Below are 17,944 nucleotides of genomic sequence, written 5' to 3'. Positions count from 1 at the left end.
GGACGTCGACCTTGCGGTCGGTGGTGACGGCCTCCTCGGCGATCTTGACGGCCCGCTCGAGAACCTCGCGGCCCTGCTCTTCCTGCCACACCGCCACACCGGTCGACAGGGGCAGGGCCGGATACATCGGCACGGTGGCGTTCACCATGTGGACCACGGTCAGCGGGACGTGCCGCAGGGCCGCGTCCCGGGCCGCCCAACAGACGGCGGCGTTCGAGGCCGGCGATCCGTCGATTCCGACGACGATGCCATGCCGGTTTGCGAGTGCGGACATGATGTTCTCCCTCTCCTCGCCCAAAACGCTATGGCGCGAACCACCGTCGAGCATGAGGCTTTAGTCACCAACCGCATGGCCATGAGGCCCCCGCTGCGCCGACGGCCTTGACCGGCGCCCGCGCTGTGGCATCGTCACAGACGTGACCGAATCGCCAGTCGCCGTTGACAAGCGCTACCACGACGCGGTGATCCTGGGGCTCGACTGTGTGATCGCACAGGCGGCACCGGGCGTCGTCGAGGCCCGCGATTCGACCGCCGGATTCCTGCAGCGGCTGCGCGACATCGGCGTCGCCAGCGCCGTCTACTCGTCCACCAGCGACTGCGCGGCGCTGTTGCGCGCCGCGGGAATCGACGAACTCGTCGGTGTCGCCGTCGGCGCGGCCGACACCGCCGAGCAGGTCGACGCGGCGCTGACCATGACGGTCACGCGCCTGGGCGTGCACCCGGTGCGCTGCGTCCTCATCGACTGCGCCGAGGCGGGCGTGGCGGCCGGACGGGACGCCGGCTTCGGCCTGGTCATCGGCCTGGAACGCAACGGGGGCGGCGACGGATTGCTGTCGTGCGGGGCGGACACCGTCTCCGCCGATCTTGCGGAGATCGCGCTGCGACGCGGGGGCTCCCCCTTGTCGACCATCGCCGACGCGATGGGCGTCTACAGCCAGTTGAAAGAACTGGTGGCGAGCCGGCGGCCGGCCGTTTTCCTGCACTTCGACGGCACGCTGGCGGAGATCGCCGCCCACCCGGGGTCCGCCGCGCTGGTCGACGGCGCCCGCGATGCGCTGCGCGCGCTGGCCGCGCAATGCCCCGTCGGGGTGATCAGCGGCCGCGACCTGGGCGACCTTCGCGAACGCGTGCAGGTCGACGGGATCTGGTATGCGGGCAGTCACGGCTTCGAGCTCGTCGCACCCGACGGAACCCAGCACGAGAACGCCGCCGCCATCGGTGCCATGGGCGCGCTGGTGCGCGCGGCCGACCGCCTCGAGCAGCTCCTCGACGACGTCTCCGGAATCTACGTGGAGCGCAAGCGGTTTTCCGTCGCCGTGCACTATCGCAACGTCGCGCCCCGCGACGCCGACCGCGTGATCACGACGGCACGCAAACTCGGGCGATCCCAATGCCTGCGGATCACCACGGGCCGCAAGGTCATCGAGCTCCACCCCAGCCTGGACTGGGACAAGGGCAGAACACTGCAGTGGATCCTCGAGCAGGTCGAGGGTGCGAGCCGCGCCGCCATGCTGCCGATCTACATCGGCGACGACATCACCGACGAGGACGCCTTCGACGCGGTGCACTTCGACGGGGTGGGAATCGCGTTGCGGCACAACGAAGACGGGGACCGCACGTCGGCGGCGCTGTTCAGCCTGGCCGACCCGCCCGCGGTGTGCGACTTCGTCCGGCGGCTCGCCGACGATCTGCACGACGCGGCCGTCGCGCCCCACGATCCGTGGGAAATCGTCTACGAGGGCTACGACCCCGCCTACGAGCGGCTGCGCGAAACGCTGTGCACCGTCGGCAACGGCTACGTCGCCACCCGGGGCTGCGCACCGGAGGCGACGGCCGCCGAGTCGCATTACCCGGGGACCTATGCGGCCGGCGTCTACAACACGCTGACCGACCGGATCGCCGGCCGGACCGTCGAGAACGAGAGCCTGGTCAACCTGCCCAACTGGTTGTCGCTGACGTTTCGGATCAACGGCGGTCCGTGGTTTCACATCGACGAAACCCAGGTGCTGTCCTACCGGCAGACGTTCGACCTGCGGCACGCGACGCTGACCCGTACGCTGCGATTCTGCGACGCCGCGGGGCAGATCACGAGAATGACCCAGGAGCGGTTCGCCTCGATGGACCAGCCGCACCTGGTCGCCATGCGAACCACCATCGTCGCCGAGAACTGGTCGGGCACCGTGGAATTCCGGTCGCTGCTGGACGGCGGCGTGCGCAACACCATGGTGGAGCGCTACCGCTCGCTGTCGAGCACCCACCTCACCTCACCGGTGATCGACGAATCCGCGGAGGACGCGGTGATACTGCGCACCGAGACGACGCAGTCGCGCATCGCCATCGCGGTGGCGGCGCGCAGCACCGTGTGGTGCGGCGACGCCCGCGCCGTGGCGCAGTACAAGATCGTGCGGGAAGCCGACCGCGGCGGCCACGACATCCAGGTGGCGCTGGCCACCGGGGAATCGGTCGTCTGCGAGAAGGTCGCGACCATCTTCACCGGCCGGGACAGCGCGATCTCAGAACCGGCCAGCACCGCCCAGCTGCACCTCGACGCCGCCGACCGGTACGACGAACTGCATCGCCAGCATGCCCGGGCCTGGGACCTGCTGTGGGAACAGTGCGCCATCGGCCTGACCGAGGGCCCCGACGCGCTGCGCATCCTGCGGCTGCACCTGGTGCACCTGCTGCAGACCATCTCGCCGCACACCGCCGAACTCGACGCCGGCGTCCCCGCGCGCGGGTTGCACGGCGAGGCGTACCGCGGACACGTCTTCTGGGACTCGCTTTTCGTCTCGCCGGTGCTGTCCGTGCGCATGCCCAACGTGGCGCGCTCGCTGCTGCTGTACCGGTATCGGCGCCTCCCCGAGGCCCGCCGCGCGGCGCGCAGGGCCGGCTACCTGGGCGCGATGTATCCATGGCAGTCCGGCAGCGACGGGCGCGAGGTGAGCCAGGAACTGCACCTCAACCCGCAATCCGGCCGGTGGAATCCGGACGCCAGCGCCCGCGCACACCACGTGGGCCTCGCCATCGCCTACAACACCTGGCAGCACTACCAGGTGACCGGCGACCGGCGATTCCTCGTCGACTACGGCGCGGAGATGCTGGTCGAGATCGCCCGTTTCTGGGTGGGGCTCGCCGGTTTCGACGAGAGTCGCGGCCGCTACACGATCACCGGCATCATCGGCCCCGACGAGTTCCACTCGGGCTACCCCGGCAAGGAATACGACGGCATCGACAACAACGCCTACACCAACGTCATGGCGGTCTGGACGATCCTGCGGGCGATGGACGCCCTGGACCTGCTTCCGCTGCGCGACCGCCTCGACCTGGTCGGCAAGATCGACCTCACCAGCGACGAGCTGAGCCGGTGGGACCACGTGACGCGGCGCATGTACGTCCCCTTCCACGACAACGTCATCAGCCAGTTCGAAGGCTATTCCCAACTGGCCGAGCTCGATTGGGAAGACTATCGGCGGCGCTACGGCAACATCCAGCGGCTCGACCGCATCCTGGAGGCCGAGAACGACAGCGTGAACAACTACAAAGCCTCCAAGCAGGCCGACGTGCTGATGCTGTTCTACCTGCTGTCGTCGGACGAATTGCTGGCCCTGTTCGGTCGGCTCGGCTATCGCGTTGCGCCCGAACGAATCCCGGAGACCGTGGACTACTACCTCGCGCGCACCTCGGACGGATCGACGCTCAGCGCGCTCGTCCATTCGTGGGTCCTCACCCGGGCCAACCGGCATCACGCCATGAAGTACTTCGTGCAGGTGCTCGCCTCCGACGTCGTCGACATCCAGGGCGGCACCACGTCGGAGGGGATACACCTGGCCGCGATGGCCGGCAGCATCGACCTGCTGCAACGCTGCTTCACCGGGCTGGAAACCCGCGACGACCGGCTGATCCTGAGCCCGCAGTGGCCGAAAGCGCTGGACCCCATCGAGTTCCCGTTCGTGTATCGCGGCCAGCGGCTGCACCTGCGGGTCAGCGGCCGGGCGGCCGACCTCACCTCCGAGGCCGGCAACAGCGCGTCGATCGCGGTCGAGTGCCGCGGCCGGATCCATCACCTGCTGCCCGGGCACACGGTCGAGGTCGCCTGACGCCCGGTGACCAAAGCCCGCGAACCGGGGTCGAACGGCCCTGCTGGACCGCACCACCCGGCCCATAACGTGGGCAGTGACGGGCCTCGACGGCCCGACAGCACGTCACACAGGAGGACTCGATGAGCAATCCGCAGTCGTCGCAGCGGATCGTGGTGGGCATCGACGGCTCGGACGCCGCGATCAACGCGGCCAAATGGGCCGTCGCCGAGGCCGTCAGCCGCAACGTCCCGCTGCGCCTGATCCACGCCGTCCCCGAGCGGCGCGCGGACGCGGGCGACGACGACAGCCTGGACGTCCAGTATGCCCAGACGTCGTTGCGCGCGGCCGACGCGGCGCTTCAGGCCATGGGCCAGCCGGTCAAGATCGAGTGCGACGTCGTGCGGGGTTCCTCGGAGAGCGCGTTGATCGACGAATCCCGCGGCGCCGCAATGGTTTGCGTGGGGTCGGTGGGGACCGGCTGGGTGGCCCGCAAGGTCCTCGGCTCGACCGCGGACACCGTGGCGCAGAAGGCGCACTGCCCGGTGGCCGTCATCCGCAGCAGCCTCGACGCCACCCGGCCGGACGGCGGGTATGTCGCCGTGGCCGTCGCGGAGTCGGCCGCCAACGACGCGGTGCTCGAGCACGGCTTCCGCGAGGCGCGTCTTCGTGAAGCACCCATCCTGGCGATGGGGGTCTGGCGGTGGGGCCTCGGCGAGATTCCTTACCCCCAGCTCAATCACCGGCTCGGCCCCTGGGTGGAGAAGCACCGCGAGGTGCACGTCCAACCCGCCGCCGCGCGGCGCGGTGCCGCCGAATTCCTCACGCACACATCAGAACCCGTGCAACTGGCGGTGGTGGGCAGCGAGGACGCCGACAAGGTCGCCCGCATGGTCGGCCCGATCACCACACACCCAAACGGCCACGCGGGGTGTTCGGTGCTGGTCGTGCGCGATTGAGCGGACCGACTATCCGGCCGCCCACGCCTTGGCGCGGGCAAGCTCGTCGAGCCCGAACACGGTGATCTCGCCCGGGACCATCCACGCCAGCGCGTGCAGGACGGGCGCGACCCAGTCCTTGTCGGAGACCACCGCGATGCGCTTGAACGCCGAATGATGCGGCAGGACGGTGCCGAAGCCGAGCTTGAGATCCTCGAGGAATCCGCCGGGCCCGAAGCCCTCGTAATCGGATTCGATCACCTCGACAATCCGCACCTCGCCGGTCTGCAGCACCCGGTCGATCTCGGGCTTGAAGTCGCGCAGCTCGTCACCGCGTAGCCGGCCCGACACGCGAATGCCGATCACCTTCTCCGGCATGTCTTCCAGAAGTTCGATCATCACCAGCCTCCGAACCATCGATTCTTTGCGTCAACGGACGACCAGCACCGGTACCCGGGCCGACTGTGCCACCGCGGAGCTCACCGAGCCGAGCAGCATCCCGGGGAATCCGCCCCGGCCACGGCTGCCGACCACCACCAGTTGAGCCTGTTCGGATTCCTTCAGCAGCCACTCGGATGGCTTGTCGCAGAACAGTTTCCGCTCGACATGCACATCGGGATAGCGTTCCTGCCAGCCGGCCAGGCGCTCGGCGAGGATCTCCTGCCCTTCCTTCTCGCGGTCGTGCCAGTCCATGCCGAGGATGGGGAACACCCCGACATCGCTCCATACGTGCAGCGCCACCAGTCCCACTCCCCTGCGCGACGCCTCGTCGAAGGCCAGGGCGGTCGCGGCTTCCGACGCCGGGGATCCGTCGATGCCCAGCAGCACGGGCGCGCCGGAGTCCGGGGCCGCGCTCTCGTCGGAGTGGATGACCGCCACCGGGCAGTGCGCGTAGTGCACCAGCCCCGTGGTCACCGAGCCGAGCAGCAGGCGTCCGAGGGCGCCGAGCCCCTGGCTCCCGGCGACCAGCATCCAGGCGTCCTCGGAGGCCTCGATCAGTGCGGGGACGATGGCCGAATACACGGTCTGGGTCCGTATCTCGGGTGGTTCGGCGCCCCCCAGGCTGGCGCCGAGCGCCTCACGGGCCCGGTCGATGACCTGTTGAGCGCTGTCCTGCTGCCACTCGGGCATGTCCGCATACAGCTGGCCCACCGGCCAGCCGACCACGACCGGCGGGACGGCGTGCATCAGCGTGATGGGCATACCGCGCATCACGGCCTCGCGGGTCCCCCAGGCGACGGCGGCGTCGGATGCGACCGACCCGTCGACACACACCAGCACCCCGTGCTTCTTGCCGTTTCCCGTCATCTTTGCTCCTCTATGCCGGCGCCTCGTCGAATTCCGGTAGCTCGATCTCGAGGTGGCGAACCGATCCGTAATCGATCGGGCGGCAGGGCCAGCCGAGATCGAAGAAAACCGTGAGCATGAGGTGATTCTCGCCGAGGACGTCCGCGATGAACCGTGCGATTCCGTGGGCTCGGGCGATGGGAGCCAGGTGCTTGAGCAGGGCGGTGCCCACGCCCACCGCGTGGTCCTGGTGCGCCACCACGATCGCGACCTCGGCGACCTTCGGGTCGTCGACGACGATGCAGTGGGCCACGCCGATCAGCCGGCCGGCGTCGAACGCGCCGAGGGCGTACACGCCGTCCGCGGGCTCGGTGAGGTTGGCGACGAGCTCGTGCAGCGGCAACAGCTGCAGCGTGAAGAACCGGAAGTAGCGGTCGTGGTCGGAGAGGTGTTCATGCAGCGCCAGCACGGCGTCGGCGTCGGTGGCCGTCAGGGGGCGCAGCGACACGAGGCGCCCGTCGAGCAGCCGGGCCGTAGCCGCGACGTCCACCGGCCGATCAGTCACGTGCCCGAGGTTAATCCGGGGCGACGCGGTTGGGCAGGGTCGTTAGGCCCCCGGGTTCCTCCCATTGGTCCCGTCGCGGGACGATCGCTACCGGTCGATCAGCGGCGCGACCCAGTGGACCCGGGTACCGCCCTCCGGAGGCCGGGTGATCTCGCACGCACCACCCAGTTGTTCGGCGCGGCGCTGCATGTTGGCCAGACCGCTGTGACGCGTGTTGCCGTTGGGGATGCCGGAGCCGTTGTCGATGATGTCGAGCACGAACATGTCGGCGACGCTGACCTCGACGGTCAGCCGCGACGCGCCCGAATGGCGCAGCGCGTTGCTGACGGCCTCCGCGGTCACCGCCTCGGCGTGGTCGGCCAGCTCGCCGCTGACGGCGGTCATCGGCCCGTGCATGCGCAGGGTGGTCACGATGTCCCGGTCCTCGGTCAGGTCGGCGACCACCTGCTGGATGCGATGCCGGAAGTCGTTCTTCCCCGGTGGGGATTTGAGCTGGAAGATCGTCGTGCGGATTTCCTCGATGATGGTTTGGAGATCGTCGAGCGTGCGGTTGAGCCGCTCGGACACCTCCGGGGAGCGGGCGCGGGCGAGCGTTCCCTGCAAATCCATGCCCGCGGCGAAAAGCCGCTGGATGACGTGGTCGTGCAGGTCGTGCGCGATGCGTTCGCGCTCGGCCAGGATGGTCACCTGGCGCGCGTCGTCCCGGGCGGACGCGAGCACCAGCGCCATCGCGGCGTGAGTGGCGAAATCGCTGACCAGATCAAGGTAGCTCTCGTCGAAGGGCGGCTCGTGGCTGCCGCGGGCGATGGCGATGACGCCGACGACCTCGTCGTGGGCGCGCAGCGGCATGAGGATGGCCGGGCGCTGCCCGACGTCGGTGAACGCCTGAATCGGGTACCGCAAGCTCTCGGTGATCAGCGGTTCGCCGGAGCGGAAGACGGCGCCGCTGGTGGAACCGTCCACCGGGACCCGTTGGCCGACCACCTCGGCGGCGTGCAGCCCCACCGCCGCCGAGACCAACAGCGTGTCGACCTCGTCGTCGGGCAGGTCGGGATCTCCTGGCACCAGGACGATCGCCTGCTCGGCCTCGGTCAGCGCCCGGGCCCGTTCGGCGATCAACTGCAGAGGGCGCCTGTGCGGTTCGGCGTCCGACAGCAGCGCCGTGGTGATCTCGCGGCTGGCCTCCATCCACTTGGCCGCCGTCCGCTCGCGTTCGAACACCTGCGCGTTGTCGATCGCGACCGCGGCGGCGAACGCCAGCGCGCGGGCGGCCACCTCGTCGGAGTCGGAGAACACCCGTCCCGGCTCGACGTGGGTGAGATAGAGGTTGCCGAACACGGTGCTGCGGATGGTGATCGGCACCGCCAGGAAGGCGCGCATCGGGGGATGGTGCTCGGGGAAGCCGACAGCGGCCGGGTGGGTGGTCAGGTCGTCCATCCGCAACGCCGGCGTGTCCAGCAGCGACAGGCTCAGCAGACCCTTGCCCACCGGCAGGTGCCCGATCCGAGACGCGGTGTCGGCATCGATTCCCTCGTGGACGAAGGAGAGCAGGTTGCCCTCGGGGTCACGGATGGCCAGGGCGCCGTAGGGGGCGGACGTCAGCCTCCTGGCCGCGGAGATGATCCGGTGCAGGGTGGCGTCGAGGTCGAGGCCCGCGCCGATCTCGACGATGACCCGCAGCAGTTGCTCCATTTGGTCGCGGGCCGCCAGCAACTCGTCGAGTTGCTCGTGCATCCTGCTCACCAGCCCCCGCTGGCCGAGTCCGGCAAATGCCGAGCCGCTATCGTCGGTCGTCACCCGACAGACCTCCCGATGCCTCAGACGCGAGCGTTGACTGAACTTGAGATCAGCCTAATCGCTAACTGTCAAGCACCCAAGCGAACAGCCGTTACCGCGGCGTTTCGCGGATGCCCGCTACTCGGGCGGCGTCGCCGGCGTCTGCGGATGACCGGAGTGTTGGTCAAGCTTGGACGCGAACACCGCCGCCTGGGTGCGGCGCTCCATGCCGAGCTTGGCCAGCAACCGCGACACGTAGTTCTTCACCGTCTTCTCGGCGAGGAACATCCGCGCGGCGATCTGCCTGTTGGTCAGGCCCTCGCTGAGCAGGCCCAGCAGCGTTCGCTCCTGTTCGGTGAGCCCGGACAGCGGGTCTTCGCGTTCGGCCGCACCCCGCAGCTTCGCCATCAGCGCGGCCGCCGCCCGGTTGTCCAGCAGGGATTTCCCGGCGCCGACCTCCTTGATGGCGTGGGCCAGCTCCATGCCCTTGATGTCCTTGACGACGTAGCCGCTGGCGCCGGCCAGGATGGCCTCGAGCATCGCCTCGTCGGAGGTGAACGACGTCAGCATCAGGCAACGCAGGTCGGGATGATCGGACACCAGGTCACGACACAGCTCGATGCCGTTCCCGTCCGGAAGCCGCACGTCAAGCACGGCCACGTCGGGCCGCAGCGCCGGTATCCGCGCCTTGGCCTCGGAGACCGAGCCCGCCTCGCCGACGATTTCCAGCTCGGGGTCGGAGGCCAGCAGGTCGGCGAGGCCGCGCCGGACGACTTCATGGTCATCGACCAGGAAAACCTTAACCATTACGAGCCCTTCCGCCGGTCATACGACCTCAATATCACATATCCATCATCCTCCGGGCTCACAAGTGTTGCCGGTTGACTACCAACAACGAACAGTTGGCGTCCTGCATCACCGAACTGCCGACCGGTCCGACGAGTTCGGCCACATGCGCACGATTGTGGGCGCCGACGATCACCAAGCCGACCGGCCCGCGCGGACCGGCCAGGTACTCCAGCAGGCCGACGCGTAGGGCGACCGACTCGACCCGCAGCTGCGGATGACGCCGCTTCCACCGGGCCAGCCGGCGATCCAGGTCGGCGAGCGCCCGGCGATCGGCCTCGCCGAGCCCCACACCGTGCTCCGTCGGGCCGGTCCGTCGCGAGATCACCGCCTCGAGGGTGGTGCCGCGCAGCAGGGCCTCGTCGATGGCGGCATCGAGCAGATGCGGGTCCGCCAAGGCGTCGATCTCGACGACGGCCTTGTCCCCGGGTTGCGGGCGGTGACCGTCCCGGCCGCGGACGATCCCCACCGGGCAGCGCGCCGACACGGCCAGGGCCGCGGCCGTGGAGCCGACCCGGCCCGGCTGGAAGTGACGCAGTCCCACGGCACCCACGCAGACCATGGCCGCCGACGCCGACGAGCGGATCAGCGACCCGACCGCGGGCCCGGCGACGACCTCCGTCTCGATCCGCACCGGCTTGCCCGCCGCCCGGATCGCCGTCACCGCCTGCCGAACCGCAAGTTCCGCGTGCTCGGCACCGTCTTCGCGCTCGGCCGCGTGCAGCAGGCGCAGCGGAACCCCGCGGCTCACCGCCTCGTCGACCGCCCACAGGGCAGCGCGGATCGCCGCCTTGGAACCATCGATACCGGCGACGATCGACTGGGCCCTGGCTGACTCGGACATCGTCTTTTGGTGGCCTTGTGGCGGCGGACGTTCTTCTAGTGGCGGACCACAAGCACCGAGCAGTCGGGGTAGCCGACGATCGGATGGCAGTTCGGCGTGGCCAGGCCTACGATCTCGTCGGCATCGGCGCTGCCCACCACCGCCAGTTCGATTGCGCCACCGGGCATTTCGCTGTGCTTGGCGCCGGTTCCCGCGGCCACGGTCTGGACGTGGACATCGGGGTAACGGCGGACCCAGCTGTTCAGGCGGCGGTCGATCTGGCGCACCGTGGCGTGCCTGCGCCGCCCTTCCTCCATGGCCTGGTGCACGACCTCGTCGTTGTCGGGGTCGTCGTTGAGCACCACGGCGATCACGCCGAGCTCCGTCGGCGATCCGTCGGGATTGGTGCGGATGACGGCCACCGGGCAGTGCGCGTGCGCCACCAGGCCCGCCGCGGTGGGGCCCAACAACCCGTCGGAGGCCCATCCCCGTCTGGCGGTGCCGACGCACACCAGCGCCGCGTCCTGCGATTGGCCCACCAGCACCTGCGCCGGGTCGCCCGAGAGGATCGCCGTCTCCACCTCGACCGGCTTCGGCGCCCGCTGCAGGGCCCACTCCGCTTGCGACAGCGCCATTTCCGCGCGCTCGAGGTCCCACTCGGAGGTGGACGCAACCCCGCCGGCCGCCTCCCGGCCGGTGATGACATAGACCAGGCGAAGGGGCAGCTGCCGGCTCACCGCCTCGTCGACCGCCCACCGGGCGGCGTTCACCGCGGCTTGCGAGCCGTTGATGCCCACGACCACTGACTTCGCGTCCAGCTCCGTCATGTCGGCTCCTGACTGATTCTCATCGCTGAACGCCAGGGTATTGCGCCCCGTCGCCGTTGCGGAGGGGCCGTTAGGCCTCAGCCCGGATGCCGTTCGTCCCAACGTCACTGACGTCGCAGGCTTCGCCGACGAGGTCGAACAACCTGTCCACATCCGCACGCTCGCAGACCGCCGTGCCCGGCGTCATCAGCATCGCCGTGCCCGCAGCGATGCCAAACCGCACGCACTTCGTCAGCGGCCATCCGCGACTGAGCGCCACCGTGATTGCGGCAACCATCGCGTCGCCCGCGCCGACGCCGCTGCCGCTTGCCATCGGGATCGCCGAAAACCGCTGGCTGGTATGGCGGGTGGCCAGCAGCGCACCGTAGGAACCCAGCGACACCACCACCACCTGTGCCCGGCCCCGGTCGATCAGCTCGTGGGCGGCGGCGAACTGCTCCGGCTCGGTGGCGAGCCGGCGGCCCACGCATTCGCGGAGTTCCCGCACGCTCGCCTTGAGCAGGAACACCCCCGAGGAGATGTGCTGCAGCCCCCCGCCGGACGTGTCCAGGATCAGTGGCACGCCCAGCTGTTGGCAGATATCGGCGACACCCTGGTAGTAGTCGGCCGGCACACCCGGCGGCAGGCTGCCGCTTGCCACGACGAATCCGGCCGATTCGGCCGCGATCCTCAGCAGGTCGAGGCACCGCTCCTGCTCGGCAACCGTCAACTCCGGGCCCGGCAGGACGAACCGGTACTGCTGGCCGGTGCTGGTCTCGTTGACGGTGAAGCTCTCCCGCGTCTGCGCGTCGATCGGAATTCGCCGGAACGGCACTTCCGCGTCGCCGAGCAGGGTCGTCAAAAGACCGCCGTGCGAGCCGCCCGCGGGAAACACCGCCAGCACCGAGGCGCCCAGGACCCGCGCGACCCGGGCGACGTTGATGCCCCCTCCGCCCGGGTCGTAGCGGGTCGCGGAACACCGCAATTTGTCGGTCGGCCGCACGACGCCGACGCTGGTGGTGATGTCGAGCGCCGGGTTCATGGTCAGCGTCACGATCTGTGTGCCGCCCGTACCCCGCTCGGCAGCGGTCTCCATTGCTCTCGATGCCCCTTACAGGCCGCTCGGATAGGTTTCCGGCGTTTCGCCGGCCACCCACACGCTGGTGACCTCGAGCGGTTCCAGCGCACGGGTCCTGTCGATGTGAATCATCGCGTCGAACTGGTCGGCCGGCCGGACGTGGAAGTAGTGGCTCTGCCGCTCGGTCTCGGGCCGGTAGATCACGCCGATGGCACGCCCCAACCGGACCGCGCTCAGCGGCTCCGCGGCGCCCGAGCCGACGTGCGGCGACACCAGGAACTCGCCGCGGCCCGTCTCGTGCAGGAGTTCTTCGATGCTGCCGTTGAGCGCCGGGCGGACGACCTTGCGTTCGGCGATGCCACCCCAGTCGCTGGCGGCGGTGACCGTGCCCCAGTAGGTGCTGAAGCCGATCAGGCGCGATTCGTCGCCGTGCCGCTGCCGGACCAGCTGCCCCAGGGTGAGTTGACCGTCGGACCACACCTCGGTGGCGCGCGCATCCCCGACATGAGAGTTGTGCGCCCACACCACAATTCGCGCCGACGGGATATCCTGGTGGCGGTCCAGGTGCTTCAGCAGCGCCTCGAGCGTCTGCGCCATGTGCTTGTCCCGCAGGTTCCAGGAGGTGACCCGCCCACTGAACATCGCCCGGTAGTACACCTCGGCGTTGTGCACCGTCTGGGCGTTCTGGTGGGCGTAGAACAGCTCGTCCTCGGCGAGCAGCCCGTCCCGGCGGGCATAGGCCAACGCGTTGCGCTGGATGTCGACCAGCTGATCGATCGCTTCCTTCTCACACGACGGTCCGGCGCCGAACGCCGCCGAGAACCCGTAGGCCTGGCCGTCGTCCGCCGACGCGTGGTCGAAGCACGCGTAGCGTTCCCGCGCCCGCGCCGCCGCCTTCGGGTCGATCTTGTCCAGGTAGCCGATCACCTCGTGCATCGACCGGTGCAGGCTGTACAGGTCCAGGCCGTAGAAACCGGCCTGGCGCTGACCGTTGTTCTGGTGCAACCGGTTCCGGGCGCGCAACCACTCGACGAAGTCCCGGACGACGGTGTTGCGCCACATCCAGGCGGGAAAGCGCTCGAACCCGCTCAGCGCGCCGTCGGCGCTGGTATCGTCGCCGATGCCGCGGACGTAGCGATTCACCCGGTACGCGTCGGGCCAGTCGGCCTCCGCCGCGACGGCGCAGAAGCCCTTCTCCTCGATCAGCCATTTGGTGATCTCCGCGCGGGCCTCGTAGAACTCGTGGGTGCCGTGCGAGCTTTCGCCGATCAGCACGATGCGCGCATCCCCGATCAGCTCCTCGAGCGTCTCGCGCGGCGGGACGCCCGCGGGCGCGTCGACGGCCGCGCGGCCGATCAGCTCGGCGGGCGTGCGCGCCGCGGCGCGTGTCGAGACCCCGGTGGTCGGGGTGGCCAGCAGCCGACGGACCTCGTCGTCGCTGACCTGGCGGAAATCCCAGAACGACTCCCCGACGGCGAGGAACGGGGTGGGCATGCTCGCGCACACGACATCGTCGACCAGTCCGGCGAATTCCCGGCACGTCGACTCCGGCGCCGCCGGGACGGCGACGACGATGTGCGCGGGCTCGGCTTCGCGCAGCGCCTGCACGGCCGCGGACATGCTCGCGCCGGTGGCCAGGCCGTCGTCGACGAGGATGACCGTCTTGCCGGCGACATCCACGGGCGGACGGCCGTCGCGATACGCGGCCTCGCGCCGGATCAGTTCCCGGCCTTCGCGTTCGGCGACGGCGCGCAATTCCTGCGGGGTGATGCGCAGACCCCGTACGACGTCGTCGTTGACCACGACGCGGCCCCCGCTCGCCAATGCGCCCACGGCGAACTCCTCGTGGCCGGGAGCGCCGAGCTTGCGCACGACGAAGGCGTCCAGCGGCGCGTGCAGCGCCGCCGCCACCTCCCAAGCGACGGGTATGCCGCCCCGCGCCAGCCCCAGCACGATCACGTCAGGCCGATCGCGGTAGGCACCGAGGAGGTTCGCCAGCACCCGGCCGGCCTCGCCGCGGTCCCGGAACACGCGCCTCGGTGAGCGCCGGGTGGCGTCAGCTGCTCTGGTCATCACGCACCCCTTCTTGACCGTTGACCAGTCCATCCGACCAGCACCCGCGCAATCGGCGGTAGGGACCGAAGTCCCGGGCTGGCGGGTCGTTCGTCGGCTCAGCGTTTTCGGCGCAACTCGCCGATGTAGGCCATGACGCGGTTGAGGATGAGCCCGTAGGCGTCGCCGTCCTCCACCAGGCGGACCAATCCGCGGTGCCGCAGAAAGCCGTCGAGACGCTGGTCCAGACGCCAGTCGACGTAGGTGTCACCGGCATATTGCGAGTGCAAGAACTCGTACGCGAGCTCGTCGACGGCCGAATCGGTCAACGAGGGGCATCCGTCGGTGGTGGAAGGCATTCGGCTTCCTACGCCCCTCGGACCCGGTCCCTGATGGCGGCCTGTATCGCGGTCAGTCGGGACAGCGCCCGCTCGTCGGCCGCCCTCTGCTCCGCGGCCGTGACGACGATCGCGTCGGGTCCGGGGAACACGGTCGCCTCCTCGCCGGTGGCCAGCCACCGCACCCGGTACGGCGGTCCGCCGTCGGGTGAACCCACCGAGGTGATCAGTCCCCGCAGATCCGGGCGGCCGACCGTGCCGCTCTTGATGACGAGCCAGTCCCCCGTGTCGGCGTTCATTTGTCGTCTCCCTTCGAAAAGGCTGGGGTGCAACCGGACTCGTTCTATCGGCGCATCTGCAGGACGTCGCCGATCCGCCGCCGCGGTGTCGGTTCCGGAGCGCCCCGGCCCGGGAGTGCGGTGCCGACCCGGATCAACACCTGGGGTACCGCTTCGGCGTCGGGTATGAGTTCAGAAATCATGTCGCGGCTGGGTCGCAGCTCCGTCACGTGTGTCACGGTGCAGGTCGCGAACCCGGCCATGGTGCACTCCAGCAGGATCGCCGACAGCGCCTGACCGCACCGGAACGCGTCCGCGCGGGCGTCGCCCGGGGTGGACAGGACGAGCACCTCCGCCTGATCCGGCGGACCCCCGGAACCCGCCCGGGCATGCTCGTCGAGGGCAAACTTCCGGTTCACGTCGACGGCGTGGGTCTGGTTCACCAGCGCTTCGGGGATGCCGTCGTCGTGCCGGCCCGGTGCGGTCCACCAACGCAATTCGTGCTGATAGACGTCGTCGTAGCGGCGCAACGCCTCGTTCAGGCGGGCGGCCTCCACCAGCCGCGGCCGCGCGTCGTCGGCCAGTACGTCGACGCGGGCCAGGGCGGGATCGAAGGCGCTGCGCAGCACCGGCTCGAAGGATGCCCAGCCCTTGGGGCGACCGAACGGGCGCCGGTCGGTCCTGCGACGCACGATCGCCGCGGCGCGGTCTCGCCGGGCGACCGCGACGTAGTCGGCGGAGGCGAAGTCGATCGACGCCAGATGGTCGAGGTTGTTGGGATTGGGAAACTCGTCGACCGCGGTGTCCCACCCCTCGGCGGCCATCGCGACCCGGAAGTGGTCGAGCACCGCGCCGCAGCTGATGATCGACTCGCGGCCGGAGCTGTCGGCCGACGACACCATGCGGTCCGGGTCGGCGAACAGGTCGACCGTCGGGCCGCCGGCAATCCATCGCCACGGCTGGCTGTTGTGCAGCGAAGGTGCCCGGCACGCAAGCTCCACCGCCCTGGTGAGCACTTTGCTGTCGACCATCGTTGGGGTCATTCGTCGTCGCCTCTCCTGTCTTACCTTGGACCCTCTGGCATTCGGGCAGCATGCGCCAGGGTCCTTGGTCCCCAGGGTCGGGTCATTGGGCCCGCTGGCCCGGCGCGACTGAGGACCACTGATGACCTTGGTCTCTATTGCGGCCTGGCCGCGCGGCAAACGATGAAGTCGACCCCGCTAACCGAGGACCTGTTATGGACGTCATCCACAAAACGGCCGCCGACTCTCGTGTTCGGCCCAACCTGACCGACTACGAGCACGAGCGCGCCCGGTTCCACTGGTCCGATGTACCGGACCTCTGCGAGGGCATGGGGCCGGGCCTGTGCAACATCGCCTACGCCGCCCTCGACCGGCACGCCGACGGCCCGGCCGCGACGCGCACCGCCCTGCGGTTCGTCGCCGACCGGCCCTGGGACGGCGCGATCACCACCCAGGACCTCACCTACGCGGAACTCGGCCGGCTGTCCGGGCGGTTCTCCGGCGCGCTGCGCTCGCTGGGCATCAACAAAGGCGATCGCGTGTTCACGCTGATGGGGCGCAGCCCCGAGCTCTACATCGCGATGCTGGGCGCGCTGCGCATCGGAAGCGTCGTCTCGCCCTTGTTCTCGGCGTTCGGACCCGAGCCGATCGCCACCCGCGTCAACATCGGGCAGGCCGACGTTCTGGTGACCACCAGGGCGATCTATCAGCGCAAGGTCGCCAAGATCCGTGATCGGCTGCCGTCGGTGCGGCACATCTTCGTCGTCGACGACGGCCACGCCGGCGGCGCCCCGCCCGGCACACTCGACTTCCGGCAGTGGCTGGACGCGGCCGACGAGAACGCACCGATCGAGCCCACCACCGCCGACGACCCGTCTCTGCTGCACTTCACCAGCGGAACCACGGGCACGCCCAAGGGCGCCATCCACGTGCACGGCGCCGTCGCGATGCACTACGTCACCGGCCTGTACGCGCTCGACCTTCATCCCGACGACACCTATTGGTGCACAGCCGATCCGGGCTGGGTGACGGGCACCTCGTACGGCATCATCAGCCCGCTGCTGCACGGGGTCACCTCCATCGTCGACGAAGCGGAATTCGACGCCGAGCGCTGGTACCGCATCCTGCAGGACCAGGAGGTGTCGGTGTGGTACACGGCGCCGACCGCCATCCGGATGCTGATCAAGGCCGGACCGGAACTGCCCGCGCGATACCAATTTCCGCGGCTGCGCTTCATCGCCAGCGTGGGCGAACCGCTCAACCCGGAAGCGGTGTGGTGGGGAAAGCGGGTGCTGGGCTTGCCGATTCACGACAACTGGTGGCAGACCGAGACCGGCGGGATCATGATCGCCAACACGCCCGCGTTCGACATCAAGCCCGGTTCCATGGGCCGGCCGCTGCCCGGCGTGGACGCCTTCATCGTGCGGCGCGAGGACGACGGGCCCGTCGAGGTGATCGACGAACCCGGCGTCGAGGGCGAGCTCGCGCTCAGGCCCGGCTGGCCGTCGATGTTCCGCGGGTACCTGAACGCCGAGGAGCGCTACCGGAACTCGTTCTCCGACGGGCTGTATCTGAGCGGGGACCTGGCGAAAAAGGATGCCGACGGCTATTTCTGGTTCGTCGGGCGCAAAGACGACGTGATCAAGTCCGCGGGACATCTGATCGGTCCGTTCGAGGTGGAGAGCGCCCTGACCGACCACCCCGCGGTCGCCGAGGCCGCCGTCATCGGCATACCCGACCCGACGGTCGGCGAAATGGTGAAAGCCTTTGTCACGCTGAAGAACGGCGTGGTGGCCGACGAAGACCTGCGGCTGGAGCTGCTGGGCCACGCCCGCAAACGGCTGGGGGCCACGGTGGCGCCCAAGGAGATCGAGTTCGTCGACTCGTTGCCGCACACGAGCAGCGGCAAGATCATGCGACGGCTGCTGAAGGCCCGCGAACTCGGGCTACCCGAGGGTGACACCTCCACCATCGAGCGACAACCCGTCCAGCACGCCGAAGGGGTGCCATCATGACCCGCGCCGGCGACGATGCAGAACGAAGTGATGAGGAGGAGCGG

General features: G+C 69.5%; 16 protein-coding genes. 3 read left to right on the top strand and 13 right to left on the bottom strand.

Going from position 1 to position 17,944, the window contains the following annotated elements; translation table 11 throughout:
- The coding region (locus tag A5713_RS22395; RefSeq protein ID WP_197516447.1) for a universal stress protein at positions 1-274 on the bottom strand (274 nt) is incomplete at its 3' end.
- A gap of 187 nt (positions 275-461) precedes the next feature.
- Between A5713_RS22395 and otsB the strand changes: the two genes are divergently transcribed.
- Positions 462-4,097 (top strand): trehalose-phosphatase, encoded by a 3,636-nt coding sequence (otsB, locus tag A5713_RS22390; protein ID WP_369804510.1) that lies wholly within the window; start codon positions 462-464, stop codon positions 4,095-4,097.
- 122 nt (positions 4,098-4,219) lie between these two features.
- Positions 4,220-5,035 carry a universal stress protein gene (locus tag A5713_RS22385; RefSeq protein WP_068098409.1) on the top strand — a complete coding sequence of 272 codons (816 nt, stop codon included), beginning with the start codon at positions 4,220-4,222 and terminating at the stop codon, positions 5,033-5,035.
- A 9-nt stretch (positions 5,036-5,044) separates the two neighbouring features.
- On the opposite strand, the gene A5713_RS22380 is transcribed toward A5713_RS22385, so the two are convergent.
- The 12 genes from A5713_RS22380 to A5713_RS22325 all read right to left on the bottom strand — a co-directional run bounded on the left by A5713_RS22380 (position 5,045) and on the right by A5713_RS22325 (position 15,906).
- Complete coding sequence (locus A5713_RS22380; RefSeq protein WP_067919902.1) at positions 5,045-5,413, bottom strand: STAS/SEC14 domain-containing protein; 369 nt, start codon at positions 5,411-5,413, stop codon at positions 5,045-5,047.
- A 30-nt stretch (positions 5,414-5,443) separates the two neighbouring features.
- The gene (locus A5713_RS22375; protein ID WP_068098408.1) at positions 5,444-6,322 is read right to left on the bottom strand and encodes a universal stress protein; all 879 of its coding nucleotides are present in this window, start codon (positions 6,320-6,322) and stop codon (positions 5,444-5,446) included.
- 10 nt (positions 6,323-6,332) lie between these two features.
- Positions 6,333-6,866 (bottom strand): GNAT family N-acetyltransferase, encoded by a 534-nt coding sequence (locus A5713_RS22370; protein WP_197516446.1) that lies wholly within the window; start codon positions 6,864-6,866, stop codon positions 6,333-6,335.
- Positions 6,867-6,953: 87 nt separating this feature from the next.
- The gene (locus A5713_RS22365; RefSeq protein ID WP_197516448.1) at positions 6,954-8,600 is read right to left on the bottom strand and encodes a GAF domain-containing sensor histidine kinase; all 1,647 of its coding nucleotides are present in this window, start codon (positions 8,598-8,600) and stop codon (positions 6,954-6,956) included.
- 180 nt (positions 8,601-8,780) lie between these two features.
- Positions 8,781-9,449 carry a response regulator transcription factor gene (locus tag A5713_RS22360; protein ID WP_067919894.1) on the bottom strand — a complete coding sequence of 223 codons (669 nt, stop codon included), beginning with the start codon at positions 9,447-9,449 and terminating at the stop codon, positions 8,781-8,783.
- Positions 9,450-9,507: 58 nt separating this feature from the next.
- Positions 9,508-10,332 carry a universal stress protein gene (locus tag A5713_RS29560; RefSeq protein WP_068098405.1) on the bottom strand — a complete coding sequence of 275 codons (825 nt, stop codon included), beginning with the start codon at positions 10,330-10,332 and terminating at the stop codon, positions 9,508-9,510.
- A gap of 35 nt (positions 10,333-10,367) precedes the next feature.
- Positions 10,368-11,138 carry a universal stress protein gene (locus A5713_RS22350; protein ID WP_068098404.1) on the bottom strand — a complete coding sequence of 257 codons (771 nt, stop codon included), beginning with the start codon at positions 11,136-11,138 and terminating at the stop codon, positions 10,368-10,370.
- Positions 11,139-11,208: 70 nt separating this feature from the next.
- Positions 11,209-12,213, bottom strand: coding sequence for a 1-phosphofructokinase family hexose kinase (locus tag A5713_RS22345; protein WP_068098403.1), 1,005 nt, complete (start codon positions 12,211-12,213; stop codon positions 11,209-11,211).
- Positions 12,214-12,228: 15 nt separating this feature from the next.
- The gene (locus tag A5713_RS22340; RefSeq protein ID WP_197516445.1) at positions 12,229-14,301 is read right to left on the bottom strand and encodes an erythromycin esterase family protein; all 2,073 of its coding nucleotides are present in this window, start codon (positions 14,299-14,301) and stop codon (positions 12,229-12,231) included.
- Positions 14,302-14,366: 65 nt separating this feature from the next.
- Positions 14,367-14,606 (bottom strand): hypothetical protein, encoded by a 240-nt coding sequence (locus tag A5713_RS22335; RefSeq protein ID WP_067919884.1) that lies wholly within the window; start codon positions 14,604-14,606, stop codon positions 14,367-14,369.
- Positions 14,607-14,614: 8 nt separating this feature from the next.
- Positions 14,615-14,884, bottom strand: a complete 270-nt coding sequence (locus A5713_RS22330) for a DUF1918 domain-containing protein (protein WP_067919882.1) — start codon at positions 14,882-14,884, stop codon at positions 14,615-14,617.
- Between the two features lie 44 nt (positions 14,885-14,928).
- Entirely contained in the window at positions 14,929-15,906 is a 978-nt protein-coding gene (locus tag A5713_RS22325) for an NAD(P)H nitroreductase (protein ID WP_068098401.1), read from the bottom strand.
- A gap of 194 nt (positions 15,907-16,100) precedes the next feature.
- Here A5713_RS22325 and acsA point away from each other — a divergent pair, with 194 nt between their 5' ends.
- Positions 16,101-17,900, top strand: coding sequence for an acetate--CoA ligase (acsA, locus tag A5713_RS22320; RefSeq protein WP_068098400.1), 1,800 nt, complete (start codon positions 16,101-16,103; stop codon positions 17,898-17,900).
- Positions 17,901-17,944: the final 44 nt, after the last annotated feature.

This window comes from Mycobacterium sp. E2497 (genome assembly GCF_001668695.1).
Taxonomy (GTDB): domain Bacteria; phylum Actinomycetota; class Actinomycetes; order Mycobacteriales; family Mycobacteriaceae; genus Mycobacterium.
Note: the sequence above shows the minus strand (reverse complement) of the source record. Positions and strands in the feature narration are given on the sequence as shown.

Coding starts and splice junctions, on each gene's coding strand:
- A5713_RS22325 (WP_068098401.1), bottom strand. CDS start 15,906: ATGACCCCAACGATGGTCGACAGCAAAGTGCTCACCAGGGCGGTGGAG.
- A5713_RS22375 (WP_068098408.1), bottom strand. CDS start 6,322: ATGACGGGAAACGGCAAGAAGCACGGGGTGCTGGTGTGTGTCGACGGG.
- A5713_RS22330 (WP_067919882.1), bottom strand. CDS start 14,884: ATGAACGCCGACACGGGGGACTGGCTCGTCATCAAGAGCGGCACGGTC.
- A5713_RS29560 (WP_068098405.1), bottom strand. CDS start 10,332: ATGTCCGAGTCAGCCAGGGCCCAGTCGATCGTCGCCGGTATCGATGGT.
- A5713_RS22360 (WP_067919894.1), bottom strand. CDS start 9,449: ATGGTTAAGGTTTTCCTGGTCGATGACCATGAAGTCGTCCGGCGCGGC.
- acsA (WP_068098400.1), top strand. CDS start 16,101: ATGGACGTCATCCACAAAACGGCCGCCGACTCTCGTGTTCGGCCCAAC.
- A5713_RS22350 (WP_068098404.1), bottom strand. CDS start 11,138: ATGACGGAGCTGGACGCGAAGTCAGTGGTCGTGGGCATCAACGGCTCG.
- A5713_RS22365 (WP_197516448.1), bottom strand. CDS start 8,600: ATGCACGAGCAACTCGACGAGTTGCTGGCGGCCCGCGACCAAATGGAG.
- A5713_RS22335 (WP_067919884.1), bottom strand. CDS start 14,606: ATGCCTTCCACCACCGACGGATGCCCCTCGTTGACCGATTCGGCCGTC.
- A5713_RS22340 (WP_197516445.1), bottom strand. CDS start 14,301: ATGGACTGGTCAACGGTCAAGAAGGGGTGCGTGATGACCAGAGCAGCT.
- A5713_RS22345 (WP_068098403.1), bottom strand. CDS start 12,213: ATGGAGACCGCTGCCGAGCGGGGTACGGGCGGCACACAGATCGTGACG.
- A5713_RS22385 (WP_068098409.1), top strand. CDS start 4,220: ATGAGCAATCCGCAGTCGTCGCAGCGGATCGTGGTGGGCATCGACGGC.
- A5713_RS22380 (WP_067919902.1), bottom strand. CDS start 5,413: ATGATCGAACTTCTGGAAGACATGCCGGAGAAGGTGATCGGCATTCGC.